Here is a 14,491-nt window from a genome sequence, read left to right as displayed (position 1 = left end):
CCAAGGATGGCATTTTTAGCGTCTCAGGGACAGGATGTCCCATAGACGCGGCGAAAAATTATAAAGCCGAGGCCTACTGATTTTTTGCGAAGGTCACGCAATGGAGTTGTTTGACACTAAAACAGCAGGCACGACCTGCAAACCAATTCCCTCAAAAAATCAACCCACCAAATTATCAAGCACTCTCTTGCTTAAATAATAAATAAAAAATTTACATTTCTTCAAACTCATTAAATACCCAAAAACTAAACAAACCAGCAATAAAGCATTGAAAACAAAGTATAACAAATGAAAATTAAAGCAATTTGATGAATTAAGAACAAATCCACACCTAACTAAAGAATATTCCCATAAAATAATAAAATATAGAAAAAATGAATGTTTGAAAACGAATCGGGTAATATAATAATATAAATAATGTAATTAGCACTCACTTAATGTGAGTGCTAACAATCCGATACATAACAAATTTAAAATAAAATCTCAGAGGAGGTACTGTTTATGAAACTAAAACCTTTAGCAGATAGGGTAGTAGTAAAGATGGTAGAAAGTGAAGAGACTACAAAGAGCGGTATTGTATTACCTGGCTCAGCAAAAGAAAAGCCACAAGTAGCTGAAGTAGTAGCAGTAGGACCAGGCACAGTGGTAGACGGCAAAGAAATCAAAATGGAAGTAAAAGTAGGAGACAAAGTGATAATGAGCAAATACTCCGGTACAGAAGTTAAATTCGATGGACAGGAGTATACAATTCTTAAACAAGGTGATATCCTTGCAGTAGTTGAATAATCCAACAATACATGAATAAACAATATGATTCCAAATATATTAAGGAGGTTACGGTTTATGGCAAAAGAAATTAAATTCGGTGAAGAAGCTAGAAAAGCACTTGAAAGTGGTGTAAACAAACTAGCTGATACAGTAAAAGTAACACTTGGACCTAAAGGAAGAAACGTTGTTTTAGATAAAAAGTTCGGTGCTCCAATGATTACAAACGATGGAGTTACAATAGCAAAAGAAATTGAACTTGAAGATGCATTCGAAAATATGGGTGCACAGTTAGTTAAAGAAGTTGCTACAAAGACAAATGACGTAGCAGGAGACGGAACTACTACTGCAACACTTCTTGCACAAGCTATGGTTAGAGAAGGATTAAAGAATGTTGCTGCAGGTGCAAACCCAATGATAATCAGAAAAGGTATCTCAAAAGCTGTTGACTCAGCAGTTGAAGGTATCAAGGAAGTAAGCCAGAAGATCAAAGGAAAAGAAGACATCGCAAGAGTTGCTTCAATTTCAGCTAACGATGAAGTTATAGGAAACCTCATCGCAGATGCTATGGAAAAAGTAACAAACGACGGTGTTATAACTGTTGAAGAATCAAAGACTATGGGAACAAACCTCGAAGTAGTTGAAGGTATGCAGTTTGATAGAGGTTATGTATCAGCTTACATGATTACTGATACAGAAAAAATGGAAGCTGTTTTAGATGATCCATATATATTGATCACAGACAAGAAGATCAGCAATATCCAAGAAATTCTTCCAATATTGGAACAAATCGTTCAGCAAGGTAAGAAACTTGTTATCATCGCTGAAGATGTTGAAGGCGAAGCTCTTGGTACATTGGTTGTTAACAAATTAAGAGGAACATTTACTTGCGTAGCTGTTAAAGCACCAGGTTTTGGTGACAGAAGAAAAGCTATGCTTCAGGATATAGCAATATTAACAGGTGGAGAAGTTATCACTGAAGAAGTTGGATTGGAATTAAAGGAAACTACTCTTGAACAGCTTGGTAGAGCAAGACAAATCAAGGTTCAAAAAGAAAATACAATTATCGTTGACGGTGCAGGAAGCCAAGACGAACTCAAGAAGAGAATTGCATCAATCAAAGCACAGATCGAAGAAACAACATCTGACTTTGATAGAGAAAAATTGCAGGAAAGACTTGCAAAACTCTCTGGCGGTGTAGCAGTTATCCAGGTTGGTGCTGCAACTGAAACAGAAATGAAAGAAAAGAAATTGAGAATAGAAGATGCTTTAGCTGCTACAAAAGCTGCTGTTGAAGAAGGTATAGTAGCAGGTGGAGGAACAGCATTAATAAATGCTATTCCAAAGGTAGCAAAATTATTAGACACAGTAACTGGTGATGAAAAGACTGGTGTTCAGATAATCCTTAGGGCATTAGAAGAGCCAGTAAGACAGATTGCTGCTAATGCAGGTCTTGAAGGTTCAGTTATAGTTGAAAAGCTCAAGAACAGCCCAGTTGGAACTGGATTTGATGCTTTGAACGAAAAATATGTTAACATGTTGGAAACTGGTATAGTTGACCCAGCAAAAGTTACAAGATCAGCATTGCAGAATGCAGCATCAGTTGCATCCATGGTTCTTACAACTGAGTCAGTTGTTGCTGATAAGCCTGAAAAAGAAGCTCCAATGCCTGCAGGAATGCCAGGTGGAATGGGCGGAATGGGCGGAATGTACTAATCCGAAAAGATAACTTAAGATAACGGGAGGAGACCAATGGAATAATTTGGTCTCCTCTCTTGTTATTCATTTTTTGATTTTGTACTTCACATAACGCAAAATTAAGTATAAAATATTATTATGAGTGATTTCAATTCTTTTTAGTGCATCATAACACAATTAACTTTAGTAAGTCATAGGTTTAGAACATAGAAACTGCATTTTTAACACTGTGAAAGCTTTACAATGTTAAAAAGCACCAGCAAGATAATTTACCTTAAAGGAGATAGTTTATGAGTGTAATAACTGTCAGTAAGGATGAATTATTCAATATCGTTCAGTATATAAATCTTATTAGGGCAAAGTTTCAATGTAATGATGTTTGGACAGTGTATCCTGTTTTATTCAGCGGCTATGACAGTGTAGATATAATATCTGGCTCAGCTGCGGTAGAAATAGGATATAAAGTATGTTTGAAATTTCAAAAGCAGGGTTATGAATATCTTATAGACGGAGAAGTAGCTGATATTAGTCAGAAAAGCCCGGCTACCGTTACTATTAAATTTCTTGAGGCAAAGAAGTATTATAATTTAAGAAAGTACATACGCTTTGAAGTAGACTTGAATTCAGAAATGAAGAAAAGTAGCCCTAACGATGATGAGGCAAATAGTAATCAATGGTATACGGGCAAGGTCATGAATTTAAGCAAGGGCGGCGCTATGGTCGTTGTTAAAGCGGATTTGAAAATGAATGATATTGTTGAGCTTGCTATTTCATTTGAGTCTGGAATTTGCGTTAAATCCAAAGCTCAAATATTGAGGAAGCAGACTTCTGAAAATCAAGGATTTATTTATGGGGTGCAGTTTATAGAAATATCCGGGGACTATTCAATAAACCTAAATATTGAAATAGGAAAACTGGAAAAGGCATATTTTAGTTCACTAAGGGAATATAAAAAAACAGAATCAACATTTGACACTAAATTCGCGATCTTTAGCTCTGATATTGATGAGAGCTATGATATTAGAGAAAATTTAGTAAAATTAGGTGCAGAAAATTTCGATGTGATTAATAACTTCAAGTTTTACTTTGGATTTCTATCTGAAGAAAAGCCTAAATTTATAATATTCGATTCAAGTAAAATGGATGATGAAGTTGCAAATCTTATTGAAAATATTAAAGCAGAATTTCCGCAGGTAGAAGTGCTGTTGATACTACCTATCGTATATCAGCAGGCTAAAGAGTTTGAACATGTTTTTAACAGGCTGGATGTTTTGTATAAGCCATTGATTTATAATGAGTTTGAGGATAAAATAATAAAGTACCTGTGATTTCTAAAATTTATGGAGGAAGAAGATGGATATATTTGTAGAGAAGATTGTTTCTAGGAAAAAGGGCCCAAGGGAGTACATATTATCTGCTATGATAATTTTTATTTCAATTATTGTGGTAGTAATGGCTTCGTTGCTTCTCGGTCCTCGTGGAATAGTGCTTCTTCTTACTGCTGGATTAATAGTTGGAGATTGGTATTTGATAGGCTCCTTTAATGTTGAATATGAATACTCCATAACAAACGGCGAAATTGACATTGATAAAATAATTAACCGGAGAAAAAGGAAGAAATTAATTACTGCAGATTGTAAGGATATTGAGATAATGGCGAAGGTTTCAAGTAAAAAATTTAACGAATCAATAGCTACAGTACCTACTCAAATTAAATCTGTGTCTTCGATGGATTCTCCTGATGTTTACTTTGTAATGGTTAATAATGGTGGTAAGAGATCACTAATATACTTTCAACCTGATGAGAAAATAATGAAGACTTTAAAGGCGAGTATACCGAGCAAAATATTTGAAGAATAGATGGTATGTTTTAAATTGCTGAATAATGATGATTGATAAGCAGGAGGTCAGAAGTGGCCTCCTGTTTTTTACCATATAGGTATTAGAAATTTTATAGTATAATATTGTGCAAATAGGTTTTATGTTTTGTTTTTCTTATAAAAGTGCAGGGGGGCTAAATTTGAATAGGGCGACTAAAGTTTTATTTTGGATGATACTCATAACAGGAATTTTGGCAGGTGCAGCTTTTTATACCTACTACCATTATTTTAAGCCTAATGATGAAGTAATACCTGCTTTTGATGAGGGAAAACTTGTTTTGGTGATAGAAGGGGAACAGGATGTGTCCGCCCAGGAACCGAAAATTGTTAAGGGGGAGATATTGCTGCCCTTTAGTGTTGTAAAGAAGTATTTTGATAAAAATATATACTGGGATGAGGCTTTGAATATAGTTTCAGTAACCACTGAGAATAGAGTTATAAGGATGAAGACCGACAGTCTGGATGCTCTTGTAAACAATAAGCCAATGAAATTGAAGATACCGGTTATAAAAGAAAGTGGACAAGTCTATGTTCCCATTGAATTTTTATCAGATCTTTATGGTATTGATATTTCTTATGTTGAAAGCAGCAACGTTATTATTATTGATTATAAGAATAAAGACAAACAGGTTGCACAACCAATAAGTCCTGATGCGCTTATAAGGAAGGGACATACAATAAGGTACCCAATAATCAGGAAACTTGATATGAATTCAGCAAACAGTGTTGAGAAAGAAATGAGGGTATTTGGGGAGTATGACAAATGGTATAAGGTCAGGACCTGGGATGGAGCCATCGGATATATTGAAAAAAGGTTTGTTGAGGTAAAGTCATTGGTAACAGAAGAGATGGCTGAAGAGGGAGGCAATAAGTCTGATTGGAAACCTGAAAAGGGTAAGGTAAATTTGGTGTGGGACCAGATATACCAAAGAAGGGATGATCTCTCTGACATGGATAATATAGAAGGTCTTGACGTAATATCTCCTACATGGTTTCAGCTAAAGAATGCCGAAGGAGAACTAATTAACAGAGCTTATGCCAAATATGTGGATTGGGCTCATGGCAACGGGTATAAGGTGTGGGCTCTATTGGCCAATGACTTTAATGACCATGATATGAGCAGTCAATTATTGAACAATACAAACTATAGAGATAATCTGATTAAGGAGGTATTGGCATACTCCGCACTCTATAAGCTTGATGGAATAAATATTGACTTTGAAAACATGTATAATAGTGATAGGGATGCGTTTACGCAATTCGTGAGGGAAATAACTCCATTCCTGAAAGAGCAGGGGTTGGTTGTATCAGTGGATGTTAACGATATCGAGTGCTATGATAAAAAAGCATTAAGTGAAGTTGTAGACTATGTTATGTATATGTCATACGATCAACACTGGAGAACTAGCCCTATTGCAGGATCGGTGGCACAATTGACCTGGGTGGAAGAAAGGGCTAGGGGTGTTATTGAGAATGAAAATGTTCCTGCAGAGAAGCTGCTTTTAGGTATTCCGTTCTATACGCGTTTGTGGACAGAAACAACAGATGAAGTTGGCAATAAAAGCCTTGATAGCAAAGCCTTATCTATGGAAGATGCACGAAATACAGTCCTCACAAATAACGCAAAAGTTGAGTGGGATGAAGAGAGTGGTCAGTTTTATGGACAGTATCAAAAAGAGAACACTATAAATAAAATCTGGCTGGAGGAAGTAAATTCAATTAATTTAAAAGCTTCTCTGGTTCATAAATACAAGCTGGCGGGAACCTGTGCATGGAGCAGTAATTTTGTAGCAACCGATATCTGGGGAGTATTGAAGCAGGACTTGAAGGAGATAAGCAACTACCAGGAGTGGTTGAATCAAAATAAGGATAAAAAGTATGTTTACAAGTAAGAGATTCGTATTGTGATTTTTTAGGGCGTAGTGTATTTTATGTGAATAATTGGTTGATAGCTATAATAGGATTATTATAGAGGGTTGGCAAATTAGTTTCGAAGGTAAACGTTAGAATGAAAAATATAGCTTTGATTTTCTTTGAAGGTAATGAAGATAAACAGCTTAAACGAATATCTATAATAAGTGTTTTTAGAAAGCTAAAGAAGTTATTTGCTTTTAAAATAATTCCTGTTAGCGTTAAAAAGCTCGAGGCAGGCAGCGATTTAGCTATTTATGCGGTAAAGCTGCCATATGCTCTGAATGATGTGAAGAATGCAGGCCGATTTACAAGGAATAAGATTAATAAGTGTATTTTGAAGTTCTGCACAGAAAACACTATTGATAAATGTATTATTCCGGCGGAATTAGACTGCTTCATAGACAGATGCGAAAAGAGTTGTTTTACGGGAAGAATTATCTATACAGCTTTGGCTATAAATGTTTTAGAGTATATATGTGCCCAAAAGCATTCTGATATTAGAAAGGTTGATATAGCTATAATCCAGGGAGATAAGGGAGCATTGCCATATATTTTTATAAAGCGGCTATCTCCTATAGTAAAATTTGTAACACTGGTAACAAATGATAGGGAATTAATGGAGAAGGAGATTGAGGAAGTCTGTGATGAGACGGGGCTGTCTGTCAGAATTACAAATGATGTAGAAAGTGTATTGAAAAGCTCTGATGTCGTAATAAATTTCGGGAATTTAAAAAGTTATGGTATTAAAAATAGGTTTGACTCAAATGCTATTGTAATCAATTATGGTGAATTTGAAGAGCAACTGCTTGGAGCTGGAAATACTATTATAACCGGGATTGATGTGGGGTTTGGAGATAAGTACGCCAATAACTTTGAGGACGATATATTTAACTTTTACAGCCATATTGAGGTTGCGGAAATTGTGCTGGTAAATAAATCTAATCTTGGTATTACTGATGCCGAAGATTTAGCCGAATATAGTGTTATGGATAATTTTATAAAGCATTTTAAGGAAGAAGGTTTTTATATAAAAGCATGTTCGCAAACGCAAAATATTCTTAAAAACTAATAAATGAAGCTATCACAAAAAAATAGTCTCTAATTTCGTAAAATACCTCTTTGGGAATCTTTTTATCATCCGTTATTGACAATATGAAATTAGTGGTCTATAATTAAAAAAAGTTTTAAATTGATCTTGACGGATTAGGCTTATGAATATTTGTTGTTAGAATTGGTGCAAAGTAATTTCCTGTTAATCATCCATACATCTTATTAAACATTTTAGATGCACTATATTAAGGTCTCGGTGTTGTTTATGTTATTGTTCTCAGGAAGCTTACTATAAAAACAAACTTATTGGAATAATGATCTGCTGCTAATTACAGTGGAACATGCTAATTTTATTGTTGCTAAAGCTGAGATTTATTTTATGATAAGTATAATGTTTTAGAATAAATAAGAAATAAATGCATATATTATCAACACGAAATTCTTAAGTAAAGGAGAGGCTTCAAATGGTAAAAAAAGAAGTTGTTCTAACATATGAGGGCTTACAAAAGTTGGAACAAGAATTGGAATTTTTAAAAGCAGTGAAGAGAAGAGAGGTAGCAGAGAGAATTAAACAGGCACTTGCTTTCGGTGATTTATCTGAAAATTCCGAATATGATGAAGCCAAAAATGAGCAGGCTCACGTTGAGGGAAGAATTGTGCAGCTTGAGAACATGCTCAAAAATGCTAAGGTAATTGATGAAGACGAAGTAAAAACCGATGTAGTTAGTGTTGGTTCAAAGGTAACTATATTGGATATAGAATTCAATGAGGAGATTGAGTATTATATTGTTGGCTCAGCTGAAGCAAATCCTAGCCAATTTAAGATCTCGAATGAGTCTCCTGTAGGAAGTGCACTCATGGGTAAGAAAAAAGGGACTGTAGTTGATGTTAACGTTCCAGATGGAATAGTTAAGTTTAAGATAGTTAATATCAAAAAATAGCAAAATATTATTGTAAATTTAATTTATATTAATATATAATATTTAAAATAACAGTTTACTTTAAGTAGGCTGTTATTTTAAATATTGTATAGTTTTTTTGGGAGGATGAATAATGTCTGATAAAGATACAAATAACAATGTGCAAAATACCCAGGATGACAATCTTGAGGTTCAAGACCTTAATGAGATATTGAAAGTTAGAAGGGTAAAACTTGCCGAACTTCAAAAAAATGATAAGGATCCGTTTAAGATTGTTAAGTATGATGTATCCCACTCAACTAAATACATAGTTGATAACTTTGAAAGTATGGAAGGAAGCATGGTTTCTATTGCTGGAAGGTTGATGTCCAAAAGGGGAATGGGAAAAGCCAGCTTTTGCGATGTACGCGATAGGGACAGCAAGATACAGATATACATTAAAGTAGATGAAATAGGTGCAGAAGTATATGAAGATTTTAAGAAATTTGATATAGGAGATATAGTTGGTGTTAAGGGAGAAGTGTTCAGAACCCATAAGGGAGAGATATCCTTAAAAGCAAATAATATAATACTTTTGGCAAAATCTCTTCAACCGCTTCCTGAAAAGTGGCATGGTTTAACCAATGTTGACTTAAGGTACAGGCAGAGGTATGTTGATCTGATTGTAAATCCTGAGGTCAGGGATACTTTTATAGTAAGAAGTATGATAATCAAAGCTATCAGGAAATTCCTTGATGAAAGAGGATTTTTAGAAGTGGATACTCCACTGCTTAATACTATTCCAGGTGGAGCTGCTGCTAAGCCGTTTATTACACACCACAACACTCTGGATATTGATATGTATTTAAGAATTGCCCCAGAGCTTTACTTGAAGCGCCTTATTGTAGGTGGTCTTGAAAGGGTCTATGAGATGGGCAGGATGTTCAGAAATGAAGGTATGTCAGTTAAGCACAACCCTGAGTTTACCTTAATGGAAGTTTATGAAGCATATACAGATTACAAAGGAATGATGGATTTAAGCGAACAGCTTATTTCTACTGTAGCTAAAGAAGTTTTAGGAACAACAAAGATTAACTATCAGGGTCAGGAGATTGATCTTACCCCTCCATGGAACAGAATGACTATGATTGAGGCTGTTGAAAAGTATGCTGGCGTTAACTTTAATAATATTACCAGCGATGAAGAAGCTAGAAATATAGCTAAAGAGAAGAAGCTGCACATTGAGGGAAATCCAACAAAGGGAGAAGTTCTCAATTTGATGTTTGAGGAGTTTGCGGAAGAACATCTTATTCAGCCTACTTTTATAATGGACTACCCTGTGGAAGTGTCTCCCCTTACTAAGAGAAAGCCGGACATGCCATCGTTTACGGAGAGATTTGAATTATTTATTACAAGCAGAGAAATGGCTAATGCCTACTCAGAATTAAATGACCCAATCGATCAGAAGGGAAGATTTTTAAGTCAGGTTGAGAAGAGGGAAGCTGGAGATGAAGAAGCAAATATGATGGATGAAGACTTCATAACAGCACTCGAATATGGAATGCCTCCAACTGGTGGACTTGGAATTGGAATTGACAGGCTTATTATGCTCCTTACAGATTCATATTCTATCCGTGACATACTTTTATTCCCGACAATGAAACCAAGGGATTAGAACTTTGCAGATAAAATAAAAATATCATCGGCCTTTGGCTGCTCGTGATTTTAGGATATTAACTACGGATAATTTTTAAATAAAAGGGATTCAGTTTGTATTAGACTGTATCCCTTTTATTTTAGGAGTAATAATTACTGTTGTATTTTTAAAGCAGTTATTGGAAAGATAAAGTTGCGCAATTATGGAATGATAGTATAAAATAAAGTATACGATATAGTAAACTATGGGAAGATATTAATCCTATAATGCAAGTATTAAACGTGTATAAGGAGGAACTGCAATGTCTGGCGAATTAAAGCTTGTAGAAGAAAAACTAAATGATTCTATTAAGGTTAGTCTTCAGGGTGAAGTTGATATATATACTTCACAGGAATTGAAAGAAAAGCTTTATAGTATTGTAGATGAAAACAAAAAAGATTTGATAATCGACTGTAAAGAGTTGAATTATATTGATAGTACAGGACTTGGTATATTTGTAGCCACATTAAAGAAAGCAAAACAATGTGAAAAAAAGATTGTTATTTCAAATCTCAAGGATAATATCAAAAAGCTGTTTATTATTACTGGATTGGACAAGGTTTTTGAAATCGATTAAGAGGTGAAGATAATGAATGATAGCATTGAACTTGTACTGCCATTTAAAGCTGAATATGTAAGTACTGCAAGGCTTGTTGCATCGGCACTGGCTAACAGGGTGAGGTTTGATATAGAGACTATTGAAGATATTAAGGTGGCAATATCAGAAGTATGTAGTAAGATTGTCAACTTAGGAAGTAAGATTACCGATACCTATAAAATTATCTTTAATATCTCGGAGAAAGAGCTAAAAGTTACTTTTGCATGTGAAGATACTTCGCTGAAGTGTATTTTTGATATTGAAAATGATCAGTTGGCAATCGATATAATAAATGCATTAATGGATAGTGTTGAGCTATGTACTCATAATAATTACATCTTATCCATGTCAAAAGTACTTGAGGAGAATATTTAGTTATGGCACAGAATATTGAGAATATTACCAATTCAAATGACGACAGCCATAGCTTGTTTGAAAATTTTAAGAATAGCCAGAGTGTGGAGGTCAGAAATGAAATTGTAAGCAAGTATCTCTATCTTGCAGAAATAATATCAAAGAAGTTTGTAAATAGGGGGATAGATTACGAGGATATCTATCAGGTTGCTTCTATTGCACTGATAAAAGCTGTTGAGCGTTTTGACCCGGACAAAGGAGTCAAGTTTGCCAGCTTTGCAACTCCGACTCTTATAGGCGAAATTAAAAGGTTTTTCAGAGATAAGGCTTCTGTAATAAGAATACCCAGAAGGATATATGAAGTATATCAGAAAGTCAGCCATGCCCGTGAGAGTTTAACACAAGAGCTGTCAAGACCCCCGCGAATTGATGAAATAGCAAAATACCTTAATATAAGTGAAGAGACAGTTATGGAAATAATCGAATCCAATAACGCACACAACTTGCAATCTTTTGATCAAAATGTTTATACGGACGATGATCTTGAACTTCACGAAACTATTGGTGAAGAGGATGCTACCTTTGAGAAGATTGAGAATAGGGATTTTCTGAAAAAAAGTCTGGATAAATTTAATGACGCTGAGAAAGAGTTTATTGATATGAGATATTTCAACAACAGAACACAGAAAGAAATAGCTGAAAGGCTGGGAGTATCTCAAATGTATGTTTCGAGGCTTGAGAAAAAGGTTTTGGATAGGTTCCGGAGGTTACTGATTAAATAGAATATAATGAAAATATAAGTTATATAGTTGATAATGTTTACGACTTAATTTTAGTGGGTATTATTATATTGGGTTTAAAAATATTATTAACTTAAGGGGAATAGTGCTTTGAAAGTGTTAAAATTATGTGACTTGAAGATAGCCAGTGAGTTATGTAATATACGTAATTCTGTTAATAATATAGTAGGTTTTATTCTTGAAAGTCATGGACCTTTAAAGGAAGACACTTTGTTTGAATTAAAGGTTGTTTTAAATGAGTTATTGCAAAATGCAATCAAACACGGTAATAAAGAAGACAGTGCGAAGCAGGTTAAGATTAGAACAGGTATTAGCAAAAACTATGTGTATTTTATTATTGAGGATGAGGGCGAAGGTTTTGAAAGAAACTGTATTGTAAGACCTGAAAATCTTACAGAGTTGTGTGAGCTGAAAGAGGGCGGAAGAGGTTTACTTATAGTAAGAAATCTTTGCGATAGTGTTAAATATAATTTTAAGGGAAACAAAATAGTGGTTTTAAAAAGTTTAGACTAGTCACAAAATATAGGTTATTGATGAGTATTTGAGTTAATCAAATACTTTTTTTGTTGGTGTTAAGTGTTGCTTTATCACTTATGTTGCAGAAGAAGCGTACATGATGTATATAATTAGATATGTTAACTTAGTAAAGATTATTATAAACTACGAATTTAAAGGATAAGTGAGAAAACAGGAAATAATCTTTGTTAATTATGCGAAATAAGATTTTGGTGGGTTGAAAATAGGTGTTTGAGGTGTTATATTATTAAAGCTGTCGCACGACACAGCACTGAAAAATAACTGAAAAAAATAAGTTAAAAAAGTGTTGACAAAGTGAAGATAGCGTGGTAATATATATGAGTCGCCCAAAACGAGCGACTGAGACAAAAGTAATATGGACTTTGAAAAGTAAACAGTGTAAGACGATAAGGAACTCGTTAATTAATTGAGTAACTTGCGAAACAAATATACGCGAGTAAGTAATTTAGAGCCAAAAGGCTCTCTAATAAATATTTTTTAGAGAGTTTGATCCTGGCTCAGGACGAACGCTGGCGGCGTGCTTAACACATGCAAGTCGAGCGGAGAATATAGTAATATATTCTTAGCGGCGGACGGGTGAGTAACGCGTGGGCAATCTGCCTCATACAGGGGGATAACACTGGGAAACTAGTGCTAATACCGCATAAAATAGTGAAGTGGCATCGCTTTACTATCAAAGGAGCAATCCGGTGTGAGATGAGCCCGCGTCCGATTAGCTAGTTGGTGGGGTAACGGCCCACCAAGGCGACGATCGGTAGCCGAACTGAGAGGTTGATCGGCCACATTGGGACTGAGACACGGCCCAGACTCCTACGGGAGGCAGCAGTGGGGAATATTGCGCAATGGGGGAAACCCTGACGCAGCAACGCCGCGTGAAGGATGAAGGTTTTCGGATTGTAAACTTCTTTGATTGGGGACGATAATGACGGTACCCAAAAAACAAGCCACGGCTAACTACGTGCCAGCAGCCGCGGTAATACGTAGGTGGCAAGCGTTGTCCGGATTTACTGGGTGTAAAGGGCGTGTAGGCGGGGATGCAAGTCAGATGTGAAATTCCGGGGCTCAACCCCGGCGCTGCATCTGAAACTGTATCTCTTGAGTGCTGGAGAGGAAAGCGGAATTCCTAGTGTAGCGGTGAAATGCGTAGATATTAGGAGGAACACCAGTGGCGAAGGCGGCTTTCTGGACAGTAACTGACGCTGAGGCGCGAAAGCGTGGGGAGCGAACAGGATTAGATACCCTGGTAGTCCACGCCGTAAACGATGGATACTAGGTGTAGGAGGTATCGACCCCTTCTGTGCCGGAGTTAACACAATAAGTATCCCACCTGGGGAGTACGGCCGCAAGGTTGAAACTCAAAGGAATTGACGGGGGCCCGCACAAGCAGTGGAGTATGTGGTTTAATTCGAAGCAACGCGAAGAACCTTACCAGGGCTTGACATACCATTGACGTACCTAGAGATAGGTATTTCCTTCGGGACAATGGATACAGGTGGTGCATGGTTGTCGTCAGCTCGTGTCGTGAGATGTTGGGTTAAGTCCCGCAACGAGCGCAACCCCTGTTGTTAGTTGCCATCATTAAGTTGGGCACTCTAGCGAGACTGCCGGTGACAAATCGGAGGAAGGTGGGGACGACGTCAAATCATCATGCCCCTTATGTCCTGGGCTACACACGTACTACAATGGCTATTACAGAGGGAAGCGAAGCCGTGAGGTGGAGCAAATCTCCAAAAATAGTCCCAGTTCAGATTGTAGGCTGAAACTCGCCTACATGAAGTCGGAATTGCTAGTAATGGCAGGTCAGCATACTGCCGTGAATACGTTCCCGGGCCTTGTACACACCGCCCGTCACACCATGAGAGTCTGCAACACCCGAAGTCAGTAGTCTAACTGTAAAGAGGACGCTGCCGAAGGTGGGGCCGATGATTGGGGTGAAGTCGTAACAAGGTAGCCGTATCGGAAGGTGCGGCTGGATCACCTCCTTTCTAAGGAGTATCGTGATACAGCATGTATCACTACTGCCTGGTCGATATCAGTTGTTTATACAGCTGATTCAACCGAGTTCCAAATTTCCTTACACTGTTTAGTTTTCTGAGCCCATAAAGCTCAGGAAATATGCACCTTGAAAAATATATAATGTTAAAGTGAAGCAAGATGAGAAGAAAAATAAAGGGTAACTAGTACAAATAAGTACAAGTGACTCTTAGGATAAAACTCATTGAGATGGTAAAAAGACAATTCACTTGGAGAAAAACTATCAAAGAATTGAGAGATCGATTCTAAGAAAAGTATTTTGCAGA

12 protein-coding genes and 1 rRNA gene are annotated in these 14,491 nt (G+C 36.3%); all 13 read left to right on the top strand.

Going from position 1 to position 14,491, the window contains the following annotated elements; genetic code table 11:
* The first annotated feature begins 501 nt into the window (after nucleotides 1-501).
* The 13 genes from groES to ACECE_RS0209180 all read left to right on the top strand — a co-directional run bounded on the left by groES (nucleotide 502) and on the right by ACECE_RS0209180 (nucleotide 14,176).
* Nucleotides 502-786, top strand: a complete 285-nt coding sequence (gene groES, locus ACECE_RS0209240) for a co-chaperone GroES (RefSeq protein WP_010680925.1) — start codon at nucleotides 502-504, stop codon at nucleotides 784-786.
* 57 nt (nucleotides 787-843) lie between these two features.
* A complete protein-coding gene (gene groL / locus ACECE_RS0209235) occupies nucleotides 844-2,481 on the top strand; it encodes a chaperonin GroEL (RefSeq protein WP_010680924.1) in 1,638 nt (545 codons plus the stop codon).
* 272 nt (nucleotides 2,482-2,753) lie between these two features.
* A complete protein-coding gene (locus tag ACECE_RS0209230; protein ID WP_010680923.1) occupies nucleotides 2,754-3,791 on the top strand; it encodes a PilZ domain-containing protein in 1,038 nt (345 codons plus the stop codon).
* Nucleotides 3,792-3,816: 25 nt separating this feature from the next.
* On the top strand, nucleotides 3,817-4,323 hold the full coding sequence (locus tag ACECE_RS0209225; RefSeq protein WP_010680922.1) for a DUF6106 family protein: 507 nt from the start codon (nucleotides 3,817-3,819) through the stop codon (nucleotides 4,321-4,323).
* A 160-nt stretch (nucleotides 4,324-4,483) separates the two neighbouring features.
* Nucleotides 4,484-6,235 carry a glycosyl hydrolase family 18 protein gene (locus ACECE_RS0209220; RefSeq protein ID WP_010680921.1) on the top strand — a complete coding sequence of 584 codons (1,752 nt, stop codon included), beginning with the start codon at nucleotides 4,484-4,486 and terminating at the stop codon, nucleotides 6,233-6,235.
* 116 nt (nucleotides 6,236-6,351) lie between these two features.
* Nucleotides 6,352-7,326, top strand: a complete 975-nt coding sequence (locus ACECE_RS0209215; RefSeq protein WP_010680920.1) for a hypothetical protein — start codon at nucleotides 6,352-6,354, stop codon at nucleotides 7,324-7,326.
* Nucleotides 7,327-7,771: 445 nt separating this feature from the next.
* Nucleotides 7,772-8,248, top strand: a complete 477-nt coding sequence (greA, locus tag ACECE_RS0209210; protein WP_010680919.1) for a transcription elongation factor GreA — start codon at nucleotides 7,772-7,774, stop codon at nucleotides 8,246-8,248.
* 112 nt (nucleotides 8,249-8,360) lie between these two features.
* Complete coding sequence (gene lysS, locus ACECE_RS0209205; RefSeq protein WP_010680918.1) at nucleotides 8,361-9,881, top strand: lysine--tRNA ligase; 1,521 nt, start codon at nucleotides 8,361-8,363, stop codon at nucleotides 9,879-9,881.
* A gap of 283 nt (nucleotides 9,882-10,164) precedes the next feature.
* Nucleotides 10,165-10,479 (top strand): STAS domain-containing protein, encoded by a 315-nt coding sequence (locus tag ACECE_RS0209200; RefSeq protein ID WP_010680917.1) that lies wholly within the window; start codon nucleotides 10,165-10,167, stop codon nucleotides 10,477-10,479.
* Nucleotides 10,480-10,491: 12 nt separating this feature from the next.
* Entirely contained in the window at nucleotides 10,492-10,875 is a 384-nt protein-coding gene (locus tag ACECE_RS0209195; RefSeq protein WP_010680916.1) for an ATP-binding protein, read from the top strand.
* A gap of 2 nt (nucleotides 10,876-10,877) precedes the next feature.
* Nucleotides 10,878-11,636, top strand: coding sequence for a SigB/SigF/SigG family RNA polymerase sigma factor (locus ACECE_RS0209190; RefSeq protein WP_010680915.1), 759 nt, complete (start codon nucleotides 10,878-10,880; stop codon nucleotides 11,634-11,636).
* Nucleotides 11,637-11,750: 114 nt separating this feature from the next.
* Nucleotides 11,751-12,167 (top strand): ATP-binding protein, encoded by a 417-nt coding sequence (locus tag ACECE_RS0209185; RefSeq protein WP_235715943.1) that lies wholly within the window; start codon nucleotides 11,751-11,753, stop codon nucleotides 12,165-12,167.
* 498 nt (nucleotides 12,168-12,665) lie between these two features.
* Nucleotides 12,666-14,176: ribosomal RNA gene (locus tag ACECE_RS0209180) — 16S ribosomal RNA — on the top strand.
* The last annotated feature ends 315 nt before the right edge of the window (nucleotides 14,177-14,491 follow it).

The sequence above is a fragment of the Acetivibrio cellulolyticus CD2 genome, from assembly GCF_000179595.2.
GTDB lineage: Bacteria > Bacillota > Clostridia > Acetivibrionales > Acetivibrionaceae > Acetivibrio > Acetivibrio cellulolyticus.
This window is presented reverse-complemented; position numbering and strand designations above follow the sequence as displayed.